The sequence below is a fragment of the Pseudomonas sp. R4-84 genome, from assembly GCF_054130985.1.
The window spans coordinates 1,197,051-1,220,117 of record NZ_CP096390.1; the positions used below are offsets into that span (position 1 = coordinate 1,197,051).

Below are 23,067 nucleotides of genomic sequence, written 5' to 3' on the forward strand. Positions count from 1 at the left end.
AGGGGCTTTCCGGTAGACTACGCTCCCTTCTTGATACAACTTCTGTGGATTCGCCTGAATTGCAGGAGTTGCCGATTACCAAGCAGTCTTTGCTGGGCGATTCCAAAAAATGTGTAGCGAGCAACGTACCGGTGATTTCACCTCCGGTCTGTCCCGACGCGGCGGTTTTTTTGAAAGGTGCACTGTGATTAATGCAGGTGATCGGGGGCTTCGGCCTTCCTTCGCTTTCCCCGGCGGCTCGGACCGCTTTAACGCAGACTTCTAGGGTTTTTCATGACGCGCTACATATTCGTCACGGGCGGTGTTGTTTCTTCATTGGGGAAAGGCATTGCCTCGGCTTCATTGGCGGCCATCCTGGAGGCGCGGGGACTTAAGGTCACCATGCTCAAGCTGGACCCGTACATCAACGTCGACCCGGGCACCATGAGCCCGTTCCAGCACGGTGAAGTGTTCGTTACCCATGACGGCGCCGAGACCGACCTGGACCTGGGCCACTACGAGCGGTTCATCCGCACGACCATGACCCAGAACAACAACTTCACCACCGGCCGTGTCTACGAGCACGTGCTGCGCAAGGAACGCCGTGGTGACTACCTGGGCGCGACCATCCAGGTCATCCCGCACATCACCGACGAAATCAAGCGCCGCATCATCAAGGGCGCCGGCGACGCGGACGTGGCGATGGTAGAGATCGGCGGTACCGTGGGCGACATCGAGTCCCAGCCGTTCCTCGAAGCCATCCGCCAGTTACGTTTCGAAATCGGTGCCAAGCGCGCGATGCTGATGCACCTGACGCTGGTGCCGTACATCGCCACGGCCGGCGAAACCAAGACCAAGCCAACCCAGCACTCGGTCAAGGAACTGCGTTCCATCGGCCTGCAGCCGGACGTGCTGGTATGCCGCTCCGATCACCCGATCGATATGTCCTCGCGTCGCAAGATCGCCCAGTTCACCAACGTGGAAGAACGCGCGGTCATCGGCCTGGAAGACGCCGACACCATCTACAAGATCCCGGGCATCCTGCACTCCCAGGGCCTCGATGATTTCGTCGTCGAGCGCTTCGGCCTGCAATGCGCCAGCGCGGACCTGTCTGAGTGGGAGGCCGTGGTCGATGCCAAGCTCAACCCGGAACACGAAGTCACCATCGCCATGGTCGGCAAGTACATGGAGCTGCTGGACGCCTACAAGTCGCTGATCGAGGCGATGAGTCATGCCGGGATCAGCAACCGCACCAAGGTCAACCTGCGCTACATCGACTCCGAAGACATCGAGAATCAGGGCACCGGCCTGCTCGAAGGCGCCGATGCGATCCTCGTGCCGGGCGGCTTTGGCCTGCGCGGCGTGGAAGGCAAGATCACCGCGGTGCAATACGCTCGTGAAAACAAGGTGCCGTACCTGGGCATCTGCCTCGGGATGCAAGTGGCGGTCATCGAGTTTGCCCGTAACGTGATGGGCTGGAAAGACGCCAACTCCACCGAATTCGATCGCGCCAGTGGCCACCCGGTCGTGGGCCTGATCACCGAGTGGGAAGACGCCACCGGTGCCGTCGAAGTGCGTACCGAAAGCTCCGACCTGGGCGGCACCATGCGCCTCGGCGCACAGGAATGCCTGCTCGAAGCCGGCTCCAAGGTGCACGACTGCTACGCCAAGGATGTCATTGTCGAGCGCCATCGCCACCGCTACGAAGTGAATAACAACCTGCTGCCTCAACTGATCGAAGCCGGCCTGAAGATCTCCGGTCGTTCCGGTGACGGCGCGCTGGTCGAAGTGGTCGAAGCTGCCGACCATCCATGGTTCGTGGCCTGCCAGTTTCACCCGGAGTTCACTTCGACACCGCGCGACGGTCACCCGCTGTTCAGCGGTTTCGTGAAAGCCGCTTTGGCTCAACACCAGAAAAAGGCATAAGACGATGGCCCAGAAGATCATCCGCGTCGGCGACATCGAGATTGCCAACGACAAGCCCATGGTGCTGTTTGGTGGCATGAACGTGCTGGAAAGCCGCGACATGGCGATGCAGGTCTGCGAAGAATACGTGAAGGTGACCCAGAAGCTAGGTATCCCTTACGTCTTCAAGGCCAGCTTCGACAAGGCCAACCGTTCGTCGGTCACCTCCTACCGAGGCCCCGGCCTGGAAGAAGGCATGCGGATCTTCCAGGACATCAAGCAAGCGTTCGGCGTGCCGATCATCACCGACGTCCACGAGCCGGCCCAGGCCGCGGTCGTCGCCGAAGTGTGCGACATCATCCAGTTGCCGGCCTTTCTGTCGCGCCAGACCGACCTGGTGGTCGCGATGGCCAAGACCGGCGCGGTGATCAATATCAAGAAAGCCCAGTTTCTCGCGCCCCAGGAAATGAAACACATCCTGAGCAAATGCGAAGAGGCCGGGAATGACCAATTGATCCTCTGCGAGCGCGGTTCGAGCTTCGGCTACAACAACCTTGTCGTGGACATGCTCGGCTTCGGCATCATGAAGCAGTTCGAGTACCCGGTGTTCTTCGACGTGACCCACGCGCTGCAAATGCCCGGCGGTCGCTCCGATTCCGCCGGCGGTCGTCGCGCCCAGGTGACCGACCTGGCCAAGGCCGGCATGAGCCAGTCTCTGGCTGGCCTGTTCCTTGAAGCCCACCCTGATCCCGACAATGCCAAGTGCGACGGCCCTTGTGCCTTGCGCTTGAACAAGCTGGAACCTTTCCTGTCTCAGCTCAAGTCGCTGGATGAGCTGGTCAAGGGTTTTCCGACGATAGAAACCGCGTAACGCGGTTTTCTCCGGTAAAGTACCGCTCGATCAACGCTCTGGCCTGCGAGCCGGGCGTTGTCGTCGGCGAGCCTGCCCGCTGCTCTATACCCGCCGACCGTAAAAGTTTTCTTCTCGCTGCGTCGTTTTCGTCAACTTTGGAGTGTTTACAACAATGGCAAAAATCGTCGACATCAAAGGTCGTGAAGTTCTCGACTCCCGTGGCAACCCCACTGTCGAAGCGGACGTGCTTCTCGACAACGGCATCATCGGCAGCGCCTGCGCGCCGTCCGGTGCTTCCACTGGCTCGCGCGAAGCGCTGGAGCTGCGTGATGGCGACAAGAGCCGTTACCTGGGCAAGGGCGTGCTGAAAGCCGTCGCCAACATCAACGGTCCGATCCGCGACCTGTTGCTGGGCAAGGACCCTGCCGACCAGAAGGCCCTCGACCAGGCCATGATCAAGCTCGACGGCACCGAAAACAAAGCCACCCTGGGCGCCAACGCGATCCTCGCAGTGTCCCTGGCCGCCGCCAAAGCCGCCGCTCAGGACCAGGACCTGCCTTTGTACGCCCACATTGCCAACCTCAACGGTACCCCAGGTGTCTATTCGATGCCGGTGCCAATGATGAACATTATCAACGGCGGCGAGCATGCCGATAACAACGTCGACATCCAGGAATTCATGGTGCAGCCGGTTGGCGCCAAGTCCTTCTCCGAAGGCCTGCGCATGGGCACCGAGATTTTCCATCACCTCAAGGCCGTGCTGAAAGCCCGTGGCCTGAGCACCGCCGTTGGCGACGAAGGCGGTTTCGCACCGAACCTGGCGTCCAACGAAGACGCCCTGAAAGTGATCTCCGAAGCTGTGGCCAACGCTGGCTACAAGCTGGGCACCGACGTGACCCTGGCCCTGGACTGCGCCGCCAGTGAGTTCTTCGAAGACGGCAAGTACAACCTGTCCGGCGAAGGCCAGGTGTTCACCGCCGAAGGGTTCGCCGACTACCTCAAGGGCCTGACCGAGCGCTATCCGATCATTTCCATCGAAGATGGCCTGGACGAGTCCGACTGGGCTGGCTGGAAAATCCTCACCGACAAGATCGGCGAGAAAACCCAGCTGGTGGGCGACGACTTGTTCGTGACCAACACCAAGATCCTGAAAGAAGGCATCGACAAGAAGATCGCCAACTCTATCCTGATCAAGTTCAACCAGATCGGCACCCTGACCGAAACCCTGGAAGCCATCCAGATGGCCAAGGCTGCCGGCTACACCGCCGTGATCTCCCACCGCTCCGGTGAGACCGAAGACTCGACCATTGCCGACCTGGCCGTGGGCACCGCGGCGGGCCAGATCAAGACCGGTTCGCTGTGCCGCTCCGACCGCGTTTCCAAGTACAACCAACTGCTGCGCATCGAAGAGCAGTTGAACGGCAAGGCCAAGTACAACGGTCGCGCCGAGTTTCGCGGTTAAGCGGTAAATGGTAAAAAGACAGCGGATTGCGTCGCAACAATTACCAACGCGGTGGTTTTGCCTCTAATCTGATGCCTTATCAAGCACAAGCCTGGATCTTCCAGGCTTCGTGCTATCAGACGCTTCAAAGTTTGGCATGGCGGTCTTTTTTCACTGGATACCTGATATTCGATGCGCAGTCCCAATTGGTTGTTTCTCGTCTTGCTCCTGTTGCTGGCCGGCCTGCAGTACCGCCTGTGGGTGGGCAATGGCAGCCTGGCGCAAGTGGCCGAGCTGAATCAGCAGATTGCCGACCAGCACGCCGAAAACGAGGCATTGCTGGAGCGCAATCGGGTGATGGACGCCGAAGTGATGGAACTGAAGAAAGGCATGGAGACCGTCGAAGAGCGGGCTCGCCATGAATTGGGCATGGTCAAGGAGGGCGAAACCCTCTACCAGTTGGCCCAATGAGCATTCGTCCACCGGCCTTCTGGGCCGTGATTCCTGCCGCGGGCGTTGGTGCTCGCATGGCCGCGGACCGACCCAAGCAATACCTTCAACTGGGCGCACGCACAATTCTTGAACACAGCCTCGGCTGTTTCCTCGATCACCCGACCGTCAAGGGCGTGGTGGTTAGCATTGCTCACGACGATCCCTATTGGCCGACCCTGGCCTGCGCCAGCGATCCCCGTATCCAGCGGGTGGACGGCGGCGAGCAGCGTTCGGATTCGGTCCTCAATGCATTGCTGCACTTACACGAACAGGGCGCCGACGATTTCGATTGGGTGTTGGTTCACGACGCTGCGCGTCCCAATCTTGCCCGGGTCGACCTGGATACGTTGCTCCATGAGCTGGCGAACGACCCGGTCGGTGGCCTGCTGGCCGTCCCGGCTCGCGACACCCTCAAGCGCGCCGACAAGCATGGCCGTGTGTTGGAGACCGTCGATCGCAGCGTGATCTGGCAAGCCTATACACCGCAGATGTTCCGTCTTGGCGCCTTGCACCGGGCCCTGGCCGACAGCCTGGTGGCCGATGCCGTGATAACCGATGAAGCGTCCGCCATGGAGTGGGCGGGGCAAGCGCCTCGGCTGATTGAGGGGCGGGCGGATAACATCAAGGTCACCCGGCCGGAAGACCTTGAGTGGTTGCGCCAGCGGTGGGCGAATCGGCGTTAAGCGAGCAATGGAGGCGTCTTCAGGATCGCCATCGCGAGCAGGCTCGCTCCCACAAGGGATGTTGTCTGTACGCAAAGTTTGTATCCGCTGAAGATCCACTGTGGGAGCGAGCCTGCTCGCGATAGCAATCGATCAGGCAATATAAAACCAGCGTTACCCCCGATACTCCGGCCGCTCAGCCAACCCTTCCTTCAAGTAATCCACCAACTTGCGCACCTTCGGCGACAGATGTCGCTGCTGCGGATAAAGCGCCCACACCGCCGTGTTTGGGGGCTGATGGGCTTCCAGCAACGAAATCAACGCACCGCTGTGCAGATGCTCCAGCACGTAATAGTCCGGCAACTGGCACAACCCCACGCCTTGCAACGCAGCGTCCAGCACCGCTTGCCCGCTGTTGCAGCGCCAGTTTCCCTGCACCCGCTGGGAAAATTCCCGGCCGTTCTGCTCCAGTTGCCAGATGTCGGAGCTGCCGATCAGGCAGTTGTGGCGGCTCAGTTCCGACAAGCTATGGGGCCGACCATAACGTTCCAGGTAGGACGGCGAAGCGCAAAGGTACATCCGCCGCGGTGCCAGGCGCGTGGCTACCAGCCGTGAGTCTTGCAAGCGGCCGAGGCGAATCGCCAGGTCCAGGCCTTCATGCACCAGGTCCAGCGCGCGATTGCTCAGCTCGATGTCCACCCGTAACTGTGGATAGATCCCCATGAACCGCGTCACCAATGGCACGATGAACCGTTCACCGTAGGCAACGGCACAGGTCAGGCGCAGCATGCCCTTGGGTTCGCTGGCAAGATCACCGACGGCCCGCAATGCTTCCTCGCGCCCATCCTGCAAGCGCTGGCAATGCTGCAAGAAGGTCTGCCCGGCTTCGGTCAGCGTTACCCGACGGGTACTTCGATAAAGCAAGCGTGTCTGCAGACGCTCCTCAAGCCGTACGATTTGTCGACTGATATGGGAAGACGACACACCGAGGCGTTCGGCTGCGGCGGTGAACTGGCTGCATTCGGCCACAGCCACGAACTCATCGATGCCTTCCCAGCGGTTGTCTGACATGGCTGATTATCCCTATATGGCAATAATGTTTTGCTTTCGGCTGGATTATTCAGTTTCCGGCATAGGATTACACTCCCTGTCTCGTTTTATTTTGCTGGAGTATCCGGATGATCAAGTCACGCGCTGCCGTTGCCTTCGAGGCCAAGAAACCCCTGGAAATCGTTGAAGTCGACGTGGCCATGCCCAAGGCGGGCGAAGTGCTGTTGCGCGTGGTGGCTTCGGGCGTTTGTCACACCGATGCCTACACCCTGTCCGGCGCTGACCCGGAAGGGATCTTCCCCTCGATTCTTGGCCATGAAGGCGGCGCCATTGTCGAAGCCATCGGCGAGGGTGTGACATCGGTGGCGGTGGGTGACCATGTGATCCCGCTGTACACCCCGGAGTGCGGCCAGTGCAAATTCTGTAAGTCGGGCAAGACCAACCTCTGCCAGGCCATCCGCGCCACCCAGGGCAAAGGCCTGATGCCGGACGGTACTTCGCGCTTTTCCTACAAGGGCGAGACGATTTTCCACTACATGGGTACGTCGACGTTCTCTGAATACACCGTGCTGCCGGAAATCTCCGTAGCGAAGATCCAGAAAGATGCGCCCTTGGAAAAGGTCTGCCTGCTGGGTTGCGGCGTTACCACCGGCATCGGCGCCGTGTTGAACACCGCCAAGGTCAAGCCGGGTGACACCGTGGCGATCTTCGGCCTGGGCGGTATCGGGCTTTCGGCCGTGATCGGTGCCGTGAAGGCCAAGGCCGCGCGCATCATCGCCATCGACATCAACCCGGCCAAGTTCGAAATCGCCAAGCAGCTGGGCGCCACCGATTGCGTCAACCCGAAAGATTTCGACCGTCCGATCCAGGAAGTCATCGTCGACATGACAGACGGCGGCGTGGACTTTTCCTTCGAGTGCATCGGCAATGTGCAGTTGATGCGTGCCGCCCTGGAATGCTGCCATAAAGGTTGGGGCGAATCGGTGATCATCGGTGTGGCAGGGGCAGGCCAGGAGATCGCCACCCGTCCGTTCCAACTGGTAACCGGACGCGTCTGGCGCGGTTCGGCGTTTGGCGGCGTGCGCGGTCGCAGCGAACTGCCGAGCTACGTGGACATGGCTGAAAAGGGCGAGATCCCGCTGGATACCTTCATCACTCACACCATGGGCCTGGAGGACATCAACAAGGCATTCGACTTGATGCATGAAGGCAAGAGCATCCGTACCGTTATTCATTTCTGAGGTCGGTCATGAGTCTGGAAAACATTTCCTGCCAGAAGAGCTTCGGCGGCTGGCACAAGCGTTACCGGCACCGTTCCGAAGTGCTGGGTTGCGACATGGTCTTCGCCGTGTATCTGCCGCCGCAAGCGGAGCAGGGCGGTAAGTTGCCGGTGCTGTACTGGTTGTCCGGTTTGACCTGCACGGACGAAAATTTCATGCAAAAGGCCGGCGCCCAGCGCATGGCCGCCGAGTTGGGCTTGATCATCGTCGCGCCGGACACCAGCCCCCGTGGCGCCGAAGTGCCCGGTGATCCGGACGGTGCGTGGGACTTCGGCCTGGGGGCAGGGTTCTATCTGAACGCCACGCAGGATCCTTGGGCGCGACACTATCGGATGCATGACTATGTCGTGCAGGAATTGCCGGCGTTGGTCGAAGCGCATTTCCCGGCTTCGAATAAGCGTGGCATCAGCGGTCATTCCATGGGCGGTCATGGCGCGCTGGTCTGCGCCTTGCGCAACCCCGGGCGTTACCGTTCGGTGTCGGCCTTTTCTCCGATCAACAATCCGATGGATTGCCCGTGGGGACAGAAAGCGTTCGCCCGCTACCTTGGGGAAGACCGTTCGAAATGGCGCGAATGGGATGCCTGCGCGTTGATCGCCGAAGCGGGAGAAAAGCTGCCGCTGTTGGTGGATCAGGGTGATCGCGATGATTTCCTCGCCAACCAGCTCAAGCCCGAAGCCTTGCAACAGGCGGCCAAGGCGGCTGATCACCCGTTGGAACTGCGGCTGCAACCCGGCTATGACCACAGCTACTTCTTCATTGCCAGCTTCATCGATGAACACTTGCAACATCATGCACGCGCCCTGAACGGCTAATGCAGGTAGAATCACGCCCTGACAAAAATCGGGGCGTTTTTTTTATGCGTATTGGCCACGGCTACGATGTTCACCGTTTTGCTGAAGGCGACTTCATTACTCTGGGCGGCGTGCGGATCGCACACGGCTTCGGGCTGCTTGCGCATTCTGATGGTGACGTGTTGCTGCACGCCTTGAGCGATGCCTTGCTCGGCGCTGCCGCCCTGGGCGATATCGGCAAGCATTTCCCTGACACCGACCCGCGATTCAAGGGCGCCGACAGCCGTGTGCTGCTACGTCACGTGGTTTCCTTGATCCATGCCAAGGGCTGGAAAGTGGGCAACGTCGACAACACCATCGTTGCCCAGGCGCCAAAGATGGCGCCGCACATCGAAGCGATGCGCCAGCGGATTGCCGAAGATCTCCAGGTAGACCTGGACCAGGTGAACGTGAAGGCCACCACCACCGAGAAGCTGGGCTTCGTCGGTCGGGAAGAAGGCATAGCCGTCCATTCCGTTGCCTTGTTGTTGCGCTCATGACCGAACTTGAACTACTGGGGCCACGGGCCTATGGCGAGTCGTTGGGCAGCGCGGTACTGAAAGCCACGGCGGAGGATTTCCAGGTCGATGAAGTGCTCGACATTCCGTTGACCGGCGATGGCGAGCACTTGTGGATCTGGGTGGAAAAACGCGGTTTGAACACCGAGGAGGCTGCCCGGCGTATCGCCAAGGCCGCCGGCGTGCCGCTGCGCACGGTCAGCTACGCCGGACTCAAGGATCGCCAGGCACTGACTCGTCAGTGGTTCAGCGTGCAATTGCCAGGCAAGGCCGACCCGGACCTGTCGGCGGCCGAAAACGACACCCTGAAAATCCTCAAGACCGCCCGCCACAGGCGCAAGCTGCAGCGCGGTGCGCACTCGGCCAACGGTTTTACCTTGCGCCTGACCCAGTTCACAGGCGACAAAGCGGCGATCGAGGCACGCCTGCAACAAATTGTTCGCCAGGGCATCCCTAACTATTTCGGCGCCCAGCGCTTCGGCCACGAAGGTGGCAATGTTGTCGATGCTCGTGCATGGGCGGCGCGCAAAGCCTTGCCGGAACAGCGCAACGTGCGTTCACGCCTGCTGTCGACGGCCCGCAGTTTTCTCTTCAACAAAGTGCTGGCGGCCAGAGTGGCCGACGGTACCTGGCAACACGCCCAGGTGGGCGATCTGCTGGCTTTCACCGACAGCCGCAGTTTTTTCCCGGCCGGGGAGGCTGAATGCAGCGATCCGCGCCTGGCGATTCTCGATCTGCACCCGACCGGTCCCCAATGGGGCGAAGGCCCTTCACCCGCCGCTGGCGTGGTCTTTGAATTAGAGCAGGCCGTCGCCCAGAGCGAGGCGGACCTGCGCGACTGGTTGATAAACGCGGGGATGAGTCACGAACGTCGCATCCTGCGGCTGCCCATTGGCGGGCTGTCGTGGCATTATCCCTCGCTGGACATTCTGCAATTGGAATTCGTCCTGCCGGCCGGATGTTTCGCCACTGTCTTGGTGCGCGAACTCGTCGATCTGGTGCCTGCAGGGCAGACGGACAACCCATGCGTATTCTGATTTCTAACGACGACGGGGTGACAGCACCCGGTCTTGCCGCGCTTTATGCTGCGCTGGCGGATTTTGCCGAGTGCGTGGTGATCGCCCCGGACCAGGACAAAAGCGGCGCCAGCAGTTCGCTGACGATCGACCGTCCGTTGCATCCTTGCTACCTGGACAATGGTTTCATCAGCCTCAACGGTACGCCAACCGATTGCGTGCACCTGGGCCTGAATGGCCTGTTGGAGCGCGAGCCGGACATGGTGGTCTCAGGTATCAACCTGGGGGCAAACCTGGGGGACGATGTGCTGTATTCGGGTACGGTTGCCGCGGCCCTGGAAGGTCGTTTCCTGAACCACACCTCTTTTGCCTTTTCGTTTGTTTCACGGCAGGTCGACAACTTGCCTACCGCCGCCTACTTCGCCCGCAAGCTGGTGGAGGCCCACGGCGAACTGGACCTGCCGCCGCGCACGGTGCTGAACGTGAACATCCCGAATTTGCCGCTAGACCATATCCGTGGCATCCAGCTCACTCGGCTGGGCCATCGTGCCCGCGCGGCCAAACCGATGCATGTCGTCGATCCGCGCGGCAAGGCCGGCTACTGGATCGCGGCCGCCGGCGACGCCGAAGATGGCGGGCCTGGCACGGACTTCCATGCGGTCATGCAGGGCTACGTCTCGATCACGCCGTTGCAGCTGGATCGAACCTTCAACGATGCCTTCAGGCATCTCGAAGGCTGGCTGGAGGGGCTGCACTGATGTCACGTGAACAAGACGATATGCTGCGCCGGGGAATTGGCATGACCTCCCAGCGCACTCGGGAACGGTTGATCCAGCGGCTTTACGAAGAAGGGCTGTCGAATGCCCAGGTGCTGGAGGTGATTCGTCGCACGCCGCGTCACCTGTTCGTCGATGAGGCGCTGGCCCATCGCGCCTATGAAGACACGGCGTTGCCGATCGGCCATAACCAGACCATTTCCCAGCCTTATATGGTGGCCCGCATGAGCGAGCTGCTGCTGGAGGCTGGGCCGCTGGACAAGGTGCTGGAGATCGGCACGGGTTCGGGCTATCAGACCGCCGTGTTATCGCAGTTGGTGGAACGTGTGTTTTCCGTGGAGCGGATCAAGGTGCTGCAAGATCGCGCCAAGGAACGTCTCGTGGAATTGAATCTGCGCAACGTGGTATTTCGCTGGGGAGACGGTTGGGAAGGCTGGCCAGCGTTGGCGCCTTATAACGGCATCATTGTCACGGCGGTGGCCACAGACGTCCCCCAGGCCTTGTTGGATCAGCTTGCTCCGGGCGGGCGCCTGGTCATTCCGGTCGGTGCGGGTGAAGTCCAGCAGCTGATGTTGATTGTGCGCGAAGAGCACGGTTTTTCACGACACGTCCTCGGGGCGGTGCGTTTCGTACCGTTGCTCAACGGGCCGTTGGCCTGAGCATTTGTGATCGGATGCTGAATTCCAGGACACGGACTGTGTCTTACGGCAGCACCCGTTCGCCGGGCTTCGGTTTGCCAGATAACGTTAAACAGCGTCGAGCAAACGTGTGCGGGCGGCCATTGCGCTTCCTTTATAGACGCGCAATGTCGGCGAGCCATAGGGCAACATGTCTGCCTGGACAGGCAGTTTCGAATTTCTTCAGCCACCACAAAGGGAGCGGCGGGTGAGTCTCACAGTCATTGCGCAGCGTATGGGTATCACGAGCTTAAAGCGCCTGGTGACTGGCCTTCTCTTGGGTACCTTGCTGGTCGGTTGTTCCAGCACGCCTTCGGGTAACGTCCGAGTGGTCGATCGCAACAATGCGACACCGCAACGGCCAACGGTCACGACCGGCCAGTATGTAGTCCGGCGTGGCGATACGCTGTTTTCCATCGCTTTTCGCTACGGCTGGGACTACAAAGCCCTCGCGGCCCGGAACAACATTCCTGCGCCTTATACGATCCACCCAGGTCAGACAATTCGCTTTGACGGGCGCAGCGGTTCAACGCCTACGGCGGTCGTCACCCAGTCCGGTTCCACACCTTCTTCCTCGAGTAAAACCACGGTTATCCGTCGTCCGGCGGGTGCCGCGCCGGCGGCTGTACCGTCCGTCGCGAACAAGCCGGCCCCTGCTCCGATGCCTCCTGCAGGCCCCGCCCCGACTGGCTGGGGATGGCCTTCTAATGGCGTTCTCATTGGAAAATTCTCTTCAAACGGTAGTTTGAATAAAGGAATTGATATCGCCGGGGATTTGGGACAGCCTGTTTTAGCCGCGTCTGATGGCACGGTTGTGTACGCCGGGAGTGGTTTGAGGGGCTACGGCGAACTCGTGATCATCAAACACAGCGATACCTACGTCAGTGCCTACGGTCACAACCGCAGGCTGTTGGTTCGGGAGGGGCAGCAGGTCAAGGTCGGACAGACAATTGCCGAGATGGGATCAACGGGTACAGACCGGGTGAAGCTGCATTTTGAGATTCGCCGACAAGGTAAACCTGTAGATCCGCTGCAATTCCTGCCACGTCGTTGATTCGGTTGTCAGCCTGTTCCGTCACGTAGAGGGAACAGGCTCCAGCGTTGCCAAGGATAAAGGCGTCGCTCGAGCTTGAGGTCGAACTCACCAAAGGACTATAACAATGGCTCTCAGTAAAGAAGTGCCGGAGTTTGACATCGACGATGAGGTTCTCCTTATGGAGACCGGCATCGCTATGGATTCGATGTCGAATGATGAAGGGGCGACTCCACCTTCCGTTCGTGCCAAATCCAAACACTCCGCTTCACTTAAACAACATAAGTACATCGACTACACCCGGGCGCTGGACGCCACTCAGCTGTACCTCAACGAAATCGGTTTCTCGCCGCTGCTCTCCCCCGAGGAAGAAGTTCATTTTGCGCGCCTGTCGCAACGTGGCGACCCGGCCGGTCGAAAACGCATGATTGAAAGCAACCTGCGCCTGGTGGTGAAAATCGCCCGACGTTATGTCAATCGTGGGCTTTCGCTGCTGGACCTGATCGAAGAGGGAAACCTGGGGCTGATTCGCGCTGTCGAGAAATTCGACCCCGAGCGCGGCTTCCGTTTCTCGACCTACGCGACCTGGTGGATCCGCCAGACCATCGAACGGGCGATCATGAACCAGACCCGGACCATTCGGCTGCCGATCCATGTGGTCAAGGAGTTGAATGTCTATCTGCGGGCTGCCCGTGAACTGACCCAGAAGCTGGACCACGAACCTTCACCTGAAGAAATCGCCAACCTGCTGGAAAAACCTGTGGGTGAGGTCAAGCGCATGCTTGGGCTCAATGAGCGGGTTTCGTCGGTGGACGTTTCCCTGGGGCCGGACTCTGACAAGACGCTGCTCGATACCCTGACCGATGACCGTCCCACCGATCCATGCGAGTTGCTCCAGGATGACGATTTGTCCCAGAGCATCGACCAGTGGCTCTCGGAGCTTACGGACAAGCAACGGGAAGTGGTGATTCGCCGCTTCGGCTTGCGCGGCCATGAAAGCAGCACGCTGGAAGATGTCGGCCTGGAGATTGGTTTGACTCGGGAGCGGGTGAGGCAGATCCAGGTCGAAGGCCTCAAGCGCCTCCGGGAGATCCTGGAGAAAAATGGCCTGTCGAGCGAATCGTTGTTTCAATAACACTCACCAAGCGCAGCAGAGAAAGCCCCGACTGGTTCGGGGCTTTTGCGTTTCTGGGCCATTTGATTTTCCAGTCCTACCCATTTTGTAGTTTCAGTTTGTAAGCCTTTGCCTACTGTTACGTAAGCGTTCGGTTTTCCTTCAATGGGACAGATGACTAACGAATGCGGTGAAAAATAGTTAACCAGTTGTTTTTAAACAAGATAAGTTTCTGTGAACGGACTGTTACAGAGGGCAGGAAGACGCCTGCGGGCCATTGCACGGAAATGGGAAAACACTAATATCAGTCCTGTGTCGACGGACAGACACACCTGTCAAGGATGATGGGAAGGAAAGGATATCGCAGGATGCGATTCATCAGGACGATGAATAGGATTAAAGGGATTAGGGAAAAAATGTGGGCGGGTCAAACCGCCCCTTTTTTTTGCCTGCGATTTTGTTTTCAACCAGCAAAAAGGCCCGCAAGGGGCCTTTGGTGACGCGGGAAAGATCAGCGCTCGAGGTCTGCGATCTTGCCTGGCTTGCCATCCCACTCTTCAGCGTCCGGCAAGGCGTCTTTCCTTTCGGTGATGTTCGGCCAGATGTCCGCCAATTCAGCGTTCAGCTCGATGAAGTTCTCCATGCCAGCTGGCACTTCGTCTTCCGAGAAAATGGCATTCGCCGGGCATTCCGGTTCACACAGGGCGCAGTCGATGCACTCGTCCGGGTGAATGACCAGGAAATTCGGGCCTTCGTAAAAGCAGTCCACCGGACACACTTCTACGCAGTCGGTGTACTTGCACTTGATGCAGTTGTCGGTGACGACGAAGGTCATTTCTAATTCTCTCCTCAGGCGGCTGCGGCGAAGCCCCTTCACGGTAGGGGTCGCGGGGTTCGGGAGCGATAGTCTGCAAACCCAGGCTAATAGGCAGCAGCATCCCAAACCGCGCGAGATTCTAACAGCTTGAAAGCCTGTGCGTTAGATCCGTGTCTTCAATGTATAAAGCAATTCGAGTGCACGGCGTGGCGTCAGGTCGTCCAGGTCAACCTTGGCCAGTTCATCCAGCACCGGATGGGGCAGGCTGGCGAACAGGTCGCTTTGCTGCGGCGCGGCCGGTTTGCCTTTGGTCGGGCGGGGTACTTCGTGGGGCAGGCTGGTAGTTTCCAGGCGGCTCAGGTGCTCGCGGGCGCGGATGATGACATCGCTCGGCACGCCGGCCAGCTGCGCCACCGCCAACCCGTAGCTCTGGCTGGCTGGGCCGGGCAACACGTGATGCAGGAAGACGATGCGTTCGTTGTGCTCGGTGGCGTTGAGGTGGACGTTTGCTACCAGCGGTTGGCTTTCCGGCAGTACGGTCAATTCGAAGTAGTGCGTGGCAAACAGCGTGTAGGCGCGCAGTTGAGCCAGGCGTTCAGCGGCAGCCCAGGCCAGGGACAGGCCGTCGAAGGTGCTGGTGCCCCGGCCGACTTCGTCCATCAGCACCAGGCTGCGTTCGGTGGCGTTGTGCAGGATGTTAGCGGTTTCGCTCATTTCCACCATGAACGTCGAACGCCCACCCGCCAGGTCATCGCTGGAGCCGATCCGGGTGAAGATGCGGTCCACCAGGGAAAGTTCGCAGCTGGCCGCCGGCACGAAGCTGCCGATGTGGGCCAGCAGCACGATCAACGCCGTCTGGCGCATGTAGGTGGACTTACCGCCCATGTTCGGGCCGGTGATCACCAACATGCGGGTATTGTCGTCCAGGCTCAGGTCGTTGGCCACGAACGGCGTGGTCAGTACTTGCTCGACCACCGGGTGACGACCCTGGCTGATGCGCATGCACGGTTCGCTGACGAAGCGCGGGCAGTTCAGGTCCAGGTTCAACGCGCGTTCGGCCAGGTTGCTCAACACGTCCAGTTCAGCCAGGGCGGCGGCGGTGTCCTGCAGCGGCGGGAGCTGGCTGATCAAGTCTTCGAGCAGGGCTTCGTAGAGCATTTTTTCCCGGGCGAGGGCGCGGCTCTTGGCCGACAGCGCCTTGTCTTCGAACGCCTTGAGCTCTGGAGTGATGAAACGCTCGGCGCCCTTGAGGGTCTGGCGGCGAATGTAATCGGCCGGGGCTTGCTCGGCCTGCTTGCTCGGCAGTTCGATGAAGTAGCCGTGGATGCGGTTGTAGCCGACCTTGAGGTTGGCGAGGCCCGTACGGGCTTTTTCCCGGGCTTCGAGGTCGATCAGGAACTGGCCGGCGTTCTCGCTCAGCGATTGCAGTTCGTCGAGCTCGGCGTCGTAGCCGGTTTTCAGCACGCCACCGTCACGGATCACCGCCGGCGGATTGTCGATAATTGCTTTTTCCAGCAGCGCGGCCAGTTCCGGGTAGGTGCTGGTGGTGCGCGCCAGTTGTTGCAGGTGCAGTGCTTCGAGGTCGGTCATCGCCACTTGCAGTTCCGGCAGCGCGCCGAGGGCGTCGCGCAGGCGCGCCAAGTCGCGGGGACGGGCATTGCGCAGGCCAATGCGAGCGAGGATCCGCTCGATGTCGCCGATTTCCTTGAGCTGCGGTTGCAACTGCTCGAAGCGATAACGGTCCAGCAGGCAAGTAATGGAAGACTGGCGCGCTGTCAGTACCGTCAAGTCCCGCAGCGGACGGTTTAACCAGCGGGTCAGCAGGCGGCTGCCCATGGCGGTCTGGCAGCGATCGACCACCGACTGCAAGGTGTTGTCGCGTCCGCCGGCCAGGTTGGTGTCCAGCTCCAGGTTGCGTCGACTCGCGCCGTCCAGCACCACGGTGTCATCCAAGCGTTCGTGACGCAGGCTGCGCAAGTGGGGCAGGGCGGTGCGCTGGGTTTCCTTGGCGTAGGCCAGCAGGCAACCGGCAGCGCCGATGGCCAGGGTCAGGTTTTCGCAACCAAAGCCCTTGAGGTCTTGCGTGGCGAACTGTTGGCAAAGACTTTTCAACGCCGAATCGCGCTCGAAGTCCCACGGTGCCCGACGACGTACGCCACGGCGTTTTTCCGCCGGCAGGTCTTTGGGCCAGTCGTCGGGAATCAACAGCTCCACCGGGTTGACCCGTTCCAGCTCCGCCAACAGATTTTCCCAGCCCTTGATTTCCAGCACCGAGAAATTGCCGCTGGTGATGTCCAGCACCGCCAGACCGAACAGGCGCTCGTCGCCCAGGACTGCAGCAATCAGATTGTCCCGACGCTCGTCCAGCAAGGCTTCGTCACTGACCGTGCCCGGCGTGATGATCCGCACGACCTGGCGTTCCACCGGCCCTTTGCTGGTGGCCGGGTCGCCGACTTGCTCGCAAATCACCACGGACTCGCCGAGTTTGACCAGCTTCGCCAGATAACCTTCCGCTGCGTGGTAAGGAATCCCACACATCGGAATCGCCATGCCCGCCGATTGCCCACGCGCCGTCAGGGTGATGTCCAGCAGCTTGGCGGCTTTCTTTGCATCTTCGTAGAAGATCTCGTAGAAGTCGCCCATGCGGTAGAACATCAGCTGATCGGGATGCTGGTTCTTCAGGCGCCAGTACTGCTGCATCATCGGCGTGTGGGAGGACAGGTCGTTCACGGCTGTATTCATTGGGGTCAGGCAAAGCTCGTTGAAAGGTGTAGGCAAAAGGAGGGGCATCGGCCCGGCTTTTCCGCGATGGGCGCAAGGTTAACATGGGCGGTCTGATGCTACCCAGGGATGAGTGCTTCGATGTTGGTGAAGCTGGGCTTCTTCCTTCCGATATCGCTTCTAGATGCGGCGCGGAAATATGCCTGAGGTATGAAACCAGGCAACAAAAAGCCCGACACATGGTCGGGCTTCGTTCCAGTCTTGACATCAGGCTCGTTTCGCCTCGGCCTGCATCATGACTAGGTTTTGCTGCTTGGTAGCCTCCGTCAAAACCTCGCTATAAACACGCTTCTTTTGGTCCGATTTCGCGTTACGAATAAAATCGGCGAAGGTGCTCTTGGTTCCTTTGGACAAGCCAAGCTTGATCGAAATCATAGGTGCCCTCCTGATGGTGCTCCGAGCATGGCCTCTAGGTCCGCCCGCGTGTGTTGCTCAGGGATATGGTAGTCAATCTTATCGACACCAGCCTTGTAAAGTCGTCCCGAATTGTCGATATGTTTGAGCAACAGATCTACATGGACATCACCTTGATACTCTAGCTTAAGCGCGTTCACGACGTCACGTGCTGCGAAGTATTGCTGGATGAAATGGCTTTGTGAATCCTCCTACCCTCGGCGCCTCACGAGCGTTGACAAACCCCCAGGCAAGCACAGGTGATTGATAGACATACAAAATTTGTATGAATAGGCCTTTTTTCAATGAGCGGTCGACGTTCCGTCTTGCAACATCTATGTTGGAAAACGTCCCGTCAAGGATAAACGATTGCCTTTGATCCAATGCGAAATCGAGGATTTTGTCGACCAGAATCGAAACCCCACCCTGAAAAAGCCACGAATTTGTTCCCGTATAAGCTGGAAACTCACTTCGCAGCTCATCAGCATCTATCCGTAGAATGGCGGTATCCGCAAAGAGATTCACCAAAGCTATTGAGGCCTCGGTTTTACCTGCGCCAGGGGAACCCGCCATGAAAACTGATACCGGCGCTTCTTCTGGTGGATAAAGCTCCTTATCTGTAAGTCGTTTTGCGATTGCTTTTTTATTGGATCGAGCGAAGCGCAATGCGTCTTCATAAACGGTTCGATCTGCTAAAGCCACTTCCTGATTGCGAGTGTTGGCATCCTCCGTCATTAATCTAATCCTTTTTAATATTCCTGTGTTTGACCCGGACTCAAGCGACCTATTGGTGTCCAGTGCTGTCCATGATGGAAATCGGTGAAGCGGTGGCGAGGGAGCCTGCTTCTGCTTGAGTGCGGAGTGCACACAAAAAAGGAGGGCTCCCAAGCCCAGCGGAGCGAACTCCCCCAACAAGCTCTTCGTTTTCTTAAGTGAACACTATGGCTATACATATGGCCATTTATGTTTCTGCTTAATGGGACCTGTTTACCTCACCTCAACCACATCCAACGCCCGGTTCGCCAGCAACTGGCTCAGCTCTATCATCTGTTGAACCCCCAGCAGGATATTCCGCCGCGAGCCCTTCAGGTCGAATGCCAGGTCGCTGACCATGGCGTTGGCCGAGGCCAGGGTTTCGCTGAGGTTGGCGAGCAGGCATTCGGCGTCGACGTTGGGGGCGATGATGAAAAGGGTGTCGGGTGTGTCAGCGGTTTCTTTGTCGGTTTTCGGCTTGAGGTAATAGTCCAGGGCGCGGGTGGTCGCGTCGTCGAGTTTCTTGGCGTTGGCCGATTGGCTGCGGGAGATGTGATCGTCTGGGGGATTTGGAGTGTTCTTCGGCATTCTATTGGATCCTTGAAGTTGAGCCACCACTCACTCGCGACTAAACGAGGGGTGGCAGCTGTACGCAGGTTAGTCGACCGGGGATCCAAGGAACCGGCGCGCCCGAGGGCGCCCTGCGCACAGCCACCATTGAGTACAGGAATAGAAGGACCTGACTGAATGGAGCAATGAGCACCTTGGAATACCGAGCGACTAAACCCGATCACTGATGGGCAGTGACGAGATCAAAAGTACCGATGGGATCCAAGGCGCACAAGCCGGCGGATTCTGGCGTAGTTGTAGGCAGAGGCGCAAGGAAACGTCGCCTTGGGTCGCACATTTGAAGGACGCCTTTGAAGCCTTTTCCCAAGGGCTTGTAGGACGAATTCCGTGGCGAGGGAGCTTGCTCCCGCTGGGCTGCGCAGCAGACCCTTCTTGTGAGCGCTTCGCACTCAAGCGGGAGCAAGCTCCCTCGCCACAAGAAAATGCGCGATGCTGGAATTGCATATTTATGCAAATCAGCATTTGTCTTCTGCGAAAAGAACAAGCACTATGCGCGTTATGCAAAAACGCAACGTTTCTACCGTATTAAGAGCATTGCTCGATCAGCACGGGATCTCCCCCACGGAGCTTCACCGGCGTACCGGCGTGCCTCAGTCCACCCTCTCGCGGATCCTCAGCGGCAAGATCGTCGACCCTTCGGATAAACACATCTCGAAGATCGCCGAATATTTTGCCGTGAGCACCGACCAGTTGCGCGGGCGCGCGGACGTTGTGCCCGCCGGCAATGCCCGCCGCGACGAGCCGCATTCCGAACTCAAGGACATAAGCCTGTGGGACGATGACACACCCGTCGAGGAAGATGAGGTGTCCGTTCCTTTTCTGCGTGAGGTTGAATTGGCTGCTGGATCAGGAAGATTCGTCATCGAGGAAAGCGAGCGCTCCAGCCTGCGCTTCGGCAAGCGCAGCCTGCGCCACAACGGCGTGCAGTTCGACCAGGCCAAGTGTGTGACGGTACGCGGCAACAGCATGTTGCCGGTGCTGCGTGACGGCGCCACGGTTGGGGTGAACGCGGGCAAATGCGGGATCGGCGATATTGTCGACGGTGACCTCTACGCCATCAACCACAACGGCCAACTGCGGGTGAAACAGCTCTACCGCCTGCCCACTGGCATTCGTCTGCGCAGCTTCAACCGCGATGAACATCCGGATGAGGACTACACGTTCCAGGAAATGCAGGACGAGCAGATCGTCATCCTCGGTCACGTCTTCTGGTGGGGCATGTACGCCCGTTAACCCCTCCGCTGTCAGATAAAACCCGCCGCCGCGCGGGTTTTTTTTCGCCTCCTGAAAACTGGCAACCCTCAGTGTTTCTGCGGGCTTCATGCGTTGATGCATTTGCCATGCATAAATAAATGCATTTACGCATTGACTGTATATGCATCCATGCATATTCTGTGTCCAAGCCGCTCGACAAAGCGGCTGGCAACAAAGCTCTTTAGTTCTACCCACAGGCAGCGATGAACCGGCCTTAACGGTTCAGAGGGTTGGCAACTGGCCCGGGTGTGCAGCGTAAAGCACCAGAAGCAGTTATCCGGCGGGCAGGGACCGCGGCCGGAAAAACAATTTGAATGGATCCGTACCGCGCCAGTCGCGCCGAAAGATCAAGCGCATTACTGAAAAGCCTGGGTAACCGGGCTTTTTGGAATGCCTGTGCCGCGAGGCACTTCAAACCGCCGCCAATGGGAGGGCTTTCGATGCTGAAGGATTTCAGATGCGGTCACTGTAAAAAACTTCTGGCCCGGATGGGCGAGAACACCGAACTCCAGATCAAGTGTTCCCGATGCGGGACATTGAATCATGTGAAGGCCGTTGAGCCTCGAGTGAACGCCAGCGAGCGAACAGCGTGCGGGATAGTCCCTGCATGCCGTACCCAATGACAGTCCTTCGCGAACAATCATTCGACTCAATAGGTATCACCATGAACTCTATTAAAAAAACCATTGCTCCATTCCTGCTGGCCTTCACGCTATTCAGCGCAACGGGCAACGCCACGGCGGCCAATCTTTTGGTCAACGGCAGCTTTGAACAGCCGGGTTGCGCTGACAGTTGTGTGTTGAACAGGACGGGACAGGCCGATTTCATCACCGGTTGGACAACCTTCCTGTCTGGGGCGGAGTACTTCAATGTCGCCGCTTCGATCCGTGGTTCCGTAGCGCCGGAAGGTGTGGTGATTGTCGATTTGGCTAACAGCGTTTATAGCAACGGAGGTGGGATTCAACAGAACTTCGCCACGGTGGCCGGTGCTAAATATCGCTTGACCTTCAGCGCAGGTAATTCGGTTTACGCCAATCGCTCTGGGGAAGGTGTTATCCAAGTGAAAGTCGCCGGGCAAACCGCAACATTCAATACGCCAGTAGCCCGAGGCAGTGTGGTCGAATGGGCCACCATGACCTTGGATTTTACGGCGGTCACCACTCAAACAACCCTGGCCTTCTCCAACGAACAGAATCCTTACGTCAACTTCGCTTTCATCGACAACGTCATCGTTGAGCGACTGTAGAACGTCGCCTGTCTCCAAACGCTCATTACTCACCCCCAGGAAGCCTGACATGACAAACGAGCAACAAGCGTTGCTGGACATGCCGATCTGGCTGGTCATCGTGCTCGCCCTGGTGGGCGGGGTGTCCGGCGAGATGTGGCGCGCCGACAAGGAGGGAGCCCGTGGCTGGCCGTTGCTGCGCCGCGTGGCTCTGCGCTCCGGTGCCTGCGTGGTCTGCGGCGTATCGGCAACGATGCTTTTGTACGCCCTCGGGATGTCGATCTGGAGCGCTTGTGCCCTGGGTTGCCTGACCGCCATGGCCGGTGCCGATGTGGCGATCGGTCTCTATGAACGCTGGGTCGCCAAGCGGATTGGCGTCTGCGAAGTGCCACCGCGGGACATTCCTCCCGACCAGCCGTGAATCGTCCTCGCTGATCCAAAATAAAGGAGGCGATCAATGCCCGTCCTTATCGAAAAACCGTCGCAGCTGTTCTTCGCCATTGCCCAGACGCTGCGCGCCACTTATCCCGCCTTGAAGATCGGCAGCCCCCAAGAATTCGACGGCACCGACGACCAACCTTGGGTGCTGATCGCCGTTGAGCGCGATGCGTCCGGCCTTCGCGCCAACGACGGGCGTATCGCCCATGTGCTGACGGTGTCTTTGCAGGTGGTCATGGCCGTTCCGGGATGGGACGCCTGCGATTTGGCCGCAGAGCTGAAGCAATTGGTCATGGATAACCGCTGGGGGCTGTCCGGTGATCAATGCGACCTGCCGACGGAGCTCGATGGCCTCCCGTCTACATTCATCCATCCGGCGCGGCAATACACCGCCTGGACCCTTTCTTTCAGCCAGGCCCTGTACCTGGGGCCAACGCTGCTGGATGACCCGTTGGGCATTCCGAAATTCGCGCGAACCTGGGAAGTCTCGAGCATCGACGACCCAGATCAATACACAGCACTCGAGGGTTGAACCATGTTTGATGCGCTGTTGCGGATGCATCTGGGGCCGATCATCGAGCGTCTGGCGCAGATGGAAACCGAGCTCGAAGACCTGCATCGTCGTGCGGAAAGTTTCTGTCGCATCGGTGTGTGTCAGGAAGTCGATGCCGCCACCAATACCTGCAAGGTCAGCCATGGCGGGCTGCTGACACCGGCGATCCGCTTCTTCAACCCGAGCGCCGGTGCCCAGAGCGAGTCGCGGATTCCGTCCGTGGGCGAGCAGTGCCTGTTGCTCAACCATGGCGGCGGCGACGGCGGTGGCCAAGCGGTGGCGCTGTTCGGCCTTAACGGTGGTCAGTTTCCGCCCGTCTCGACCCAGGCTTCGCTGACGCGTCGCCTCTATCAGGACGGCGCGGAAAACGGCTACGACCACGCCAGCCATGTTCTGCATTGGAACAACGGTCCGGCGGCATTCAGCGGTTCCCGCGAATCCCTCCGGTTGAACATTGGCCCATCCAGTTTGGTGATGACGCCGCAAACCATCGAGTTGCAACTGGGCGCTGTTGGCATTCGCCTCGACGCGTCGGGTGTGCACCTGAGCGGCCCGGTGGTGGATCACCAGGGACGCGTCATCAGTACCGCATAA

General features: G+C 59.2%; 24 protein-coding genes and 1 pseudogene. 19 read left to right on the forward strand and 6 right to left on the reverse strand.

The window, feature by feature from the left end:
* The first annotated feature begins 273 nt into the window (after nucleotides 1-273).
* The 5 genes from M1D68_RS05570 to ispD all read left to right on the forward strand — a co-directional run bounded on the left by M1D68_RS05570 (nucleotide 274) and on the right by ispD (nucleotide 5,353).
* Nucleotides 274-1,905 (forward strand): CTP synthase, encoded by a 1,632-nt coding sequence (locus tag M1D68_RS05570; RefSeq protein ID WP_420764248.1) that lies wholly within the window; start codon nucleotides 274-276, stop codon nucleotides 1,903-1,905.
* Nucleotides 1,906-1,909: 4 nt separating this feature from the next.
* Complete coding sequence (gene kdsA / locus M1D68_RS05575; protein WP_122565457.1) at nucleotides 1,910-2,755, forward strand: 3-deoxy-8-phosphooctulonate synthase; 846 nt, start codon at nucleotides 1,910-1,912, stop codon at nucleotides 2,753-2,755.
* Nucleotides 2,756-2,909: 154 nt separating this feature from the next.
* A complete protein-coding gene (eno, locus tag M1D68_RS05580) occupies nucleotides 2,910-4,199 on the forward strand; it encodes a phosphopyruvate hydratase (RefSeq protein ID WP_258631378.1) in 1,290 nt (429 codons plus the stop codon).
* 171 nt (nucleotides 4,200-4,370) lie between these two features.
* Complete coding sequence (gene ftsB, locus M1D68_RS05585; protein ID WP_420764249.1) at nucleotides 4,371-4,649, forward strand: cell division protein FtsB; 279 nt, start codon at nucleotides 4,371-4,373, stop codon at nucleotides 4,647-4,649.
* On the forward strand, nucleotides 4,646-5,353 hold the full coding sequence (gene ispD, locus M1D68_RS05590) for a 2-C-methyl-D-erythritol 4-phosphate cytidylyltransferase (RefSeq protein WP_420764250.1): 708 nt from the start codon (nucleotides 4,646-4,648) through the stop codon (nucleotides 5,351-5,353). The genes ftsB and ispD overlap by 4 nt, the downstream gene beginning before the upstream one ends.
* A 153-nt stretch (nucleotides 5,354-5,506) precedes the next feature.
* Here ispD and M1D68_RS05595 read toward each other — a convergent pair whose 3' ends face one another.
* A complete protein-coding gene (locus M1D68_RS05595; protein ID WP_420764251.1) occupies nucleotides 5,507-6,403 on the reverse strand; it encodes a LysR substrate-binding domain-containing protein in 897 nt (298 codons plus the stop codon).
* Between the two features lie 107 nt (nucleotides 6,404-6,510).
* On the opposite strand from M1D68_RS05595, the gene M1D68_RS05600 reads away from it, so the two are divergent.
* The 8 genes from M1D68_RS05600 to rpoS all read left to right on the forward strand — a co-directional run bounded on the left by M1D68_RS05600 (nucleotide 6,511) and on the right by rpoS (nucleotide 13,650).
* Nucleotides 6,511-7,623 (forward strand): S-(hydroxymethyl)glutathione dehydrogenase/class III alcohol dehydrogenase, encoded by a 1,113-nt coding sequence (locus M1D68_RS05600; protein WP_457969583.1) that lies wholly within the window; start codon nucleotides 6,511-6,513, stop codon nucleotides 7,621-7,623.
* Between the two features lie 8 nt (nucleotides 7,624-7,631).
* Nucleotides 7,632-8,477, forward strand: coding sequence for an S-formylglutathione hydrolase (gene fghA / locus M1D68_RS05605; protein ID WP_457969584.1), 846 nt, complete (start codon nucleotides 7,632-7,634; stop codon nucleotides 8,475-8,477).
* 44 nt (nucleotides 8,478-8,521) lie between these two features.
* Nucleotides 8,522-8,995: a 2-C-methyl-D-erythritol 2,4-cyclodiphosphate synthase gene (gene ispF / locus M1D68_RS05610; RefSeq protein ID WP_434562553.1), complete on the forward strand. Its 474-nt coding sequence runs from the start codon at nucleotides 8,522-8,524 to the stop codon at nucleotides 8,993-8,995.
* Complete coding sequence (truD, locus tag M1D68_RS05615; protein ID WP_434650105.1) at nucleotides 8,992-10,050, forward strand: tRNA pseudouridine(13) synthase TruD; 1,059 nt, start codon at nucleotides 8,992-8,994, stop codon at nucleotides 10,048-10,050. The genes ispF and truD overlap by 4 nt, the downstream gene beginning before the upstream one ends.
* Nucleotides 10,038-10,787: a 5'/3'-nucleotidase SurE gene (gene surE / locus M1D68_RS05620; RefSeq protein WP_420764256.1), complete on the forward strand. Its 750-nt coding sequence runs from the start codon at nucleotides 10,038-10,040 to the stop codon at nucleotides 10,785-10,787. Before truD ends, surE begins: the two co-directional genes overlap by 13 nt.
* A gap of 41 nt (nucleotides 10,788-10,828) precedes the next feature.
* Nucleotides 10,829-11,464 carry a protein-L-isoaspartate(D-aspartate) O-methyltransferase gene (locus M1D68_RS05625; RefSeq protein ID WP_161796107.1) on the forward strand — a complete coding sequence of 212 codons (636 nt, stop codon included), beginning with the start codon at nucleotides 10,829-10,831 and terminating at the stop codon, nucleotides 11,462-11,464.
* A 226-nt stretch (nucleotides 11,465-11,690) separates the two neighbouring features.
* The gene (locus M1D68_RS05630; protein ID WP_420764257.1) at nucleotides 11,691-12,536 is read left to right on the forward strand and encodes a peptidoglycan DD-metalloendopeptidase family protein; all 846 of its coding nucleotides are present in this window, start codon (nucleotides 11,691-11,693) and stop codon (nucleotides 12,534-12,536) included.
* A gap of 106 nt (nucleotides 12,537-12,642) precedes the next feature.
* A complete protein-coding gene (rpoS, locus tag M1D68_RS05635; protein WP_420764258.1) occupies nucleotides 12,643-13,650 on the forward strand; it encodes an RNA polymerase sigma factor RpoS in 1,008 nt (335 codons plus the stop codon).
* 490 nt (nucleotides 13,651-14,140) lie between these two features.
* Here the strand turns inward: rpoS and fdxA are convergent, their stop codons facing one another.
* From fdxA to M1D68_RS05660, 5 genes and pseudogenes are all read right to left on the reverse strand, one after another.
* On the reverse strand, nucleotides 14,141-14,464 hold the full coding sequence (gene fdxA / locus M1D68_RS05640; RefSeq protein WP_065886008.1) for a ferredoxin FdxA: 324 nt from the start codon (nucleotides 14,462-14,464) through the stop codon (nucleotides 14,141-14,143).
* A gap of 144 nt (nucleotides 14,465-14,608) precedes the next feature.
* Nucleotides 14,609-17,176: a DNA mismatch repair protein MutS gene (gene mutS, locus M1D68_RS05645; RefSeq protein ID WP_457969586.1), complete on the reverse strand. Its 2,568-nt coding sequence runs from the start codon at nucleotides 17,174-17,176 to the stop codon at nucleotides 14,609-14,611.
* 258 nt (nucleotides 17,177-17,434) lie between these two features.
* Nucleotides 17,435-17,602, reverse strand: a complete 168-nt coding sequence (locus M1D68_RS05650) for a hypothetical protein (protein ID WP_186611217.1) — start codon at nucleotides 17,600-17,602, stop codon at nucleotides 17,435-17,437.
* Nucleotides 17,599-18,355, reverse strand: a pseudogene (locus M1D68_RS05655) (zeta toxin family protein). The gene M1D68_RS05650 and the pseudogene M1D68_RS05655 overlap by 4 nt, the downstream one beginning before the upstream one ends.
* Nucleotides 18,356-18,607: 252 nt before the next feature.
* Nucleotides 18,608-18,961, reverse strand: a complete 354-nt coding sequence (locus tag M1D68_RS05660; RefSeq protein WP_457969588.1) for a DUF6124 family protein — start codon at nucleotides 18,959-18,961, stop codon at nucleotides 18,608-18,610.
* 540 nt (nucleotides 18,962-19,501) lie between these two features.
* Between M1D68_RS05660 and M1D68_RS05665 the strand changes: the two genes are divergently transcribed.
* From M1D68_RS05665 to M1D68_RS05690, 6 genes are all read left to right on the forward strand, one after another.
* A complete protein-coding gene (locus tag M1D68_RS05665; RefSeq protein ID WP_210645117.1) occupies nucleotides 19,502-20,236 on the forward strand; it encodes a LexA family transcriptional regulator in 735 nt (244 codons plus the stop codon).
* A gap of 461 nt (nucleotides 20,237-20,697) precedes the next feature.
* Nucleotides 20,698-20,880 (forward strand): Com family DNA-binding transcriptional regulator, encoded by a 183-nt coding sequence (locus tag M1D68_RS05670; RefSeq protein WP_457970687.1) that lies wholly within the window; start codon nucleotides 20,698-20,700, stop codon nucleotides 20,878-20,880.
* A 41-nt stretch (nucleotides 20,881-20,921) separates the two neighbouring features.
* On the forward strand, nucleotides 20,922-21,503 hold the full coding sequence (locus tag M1D68_RS05675; protein WP_457969590.1) for a DUF642 domain-containing protein: 582 nt from the start codon (nucleotides 20,922-20,924) through the stop codon (nucleotides 21,501-21,503).
* A gap of 49 nt (nucleotides 21,504-21,552) precedes the next feature.
* Nucleotides 21,553-21,903, forward strand: coding sequence for a phage holin family protein (locus M1D68_RS05680; protein ID WP_457969592.1), 351 nt, complete (start codon nucleotides 21,553-21,555; stop codon nucleotides 21,901-21,903).
* Between the two features lie 36 nt (nucleotides 21,904-21,939).
* Nucleotides 21,940-22,452 carry a hypothetical protein gene (locus M1D68_RS05685; protein WP_457969594.1) on the forward strand — a complete coding sequence of 171 codons (513 nt, stop codon included), beginning with the start codon at nucleotides 21,940-21,942 and terminating at the stop codon, nucleotides 22,450-22,452.
* A 3-nt stretch (nucleotides 22,453-22,455) separates the two neighbouring features.
* Complete coding sequence (locus tag M1D68_RS05690) at nucleotides 22,456-23,067, forward strand: phage baseplate assembly protein V (protein WP_434609857.1); 612 nt, start codon at nucleotides 22,456-22,458, stop codon at nucleotides 23,065-23,067.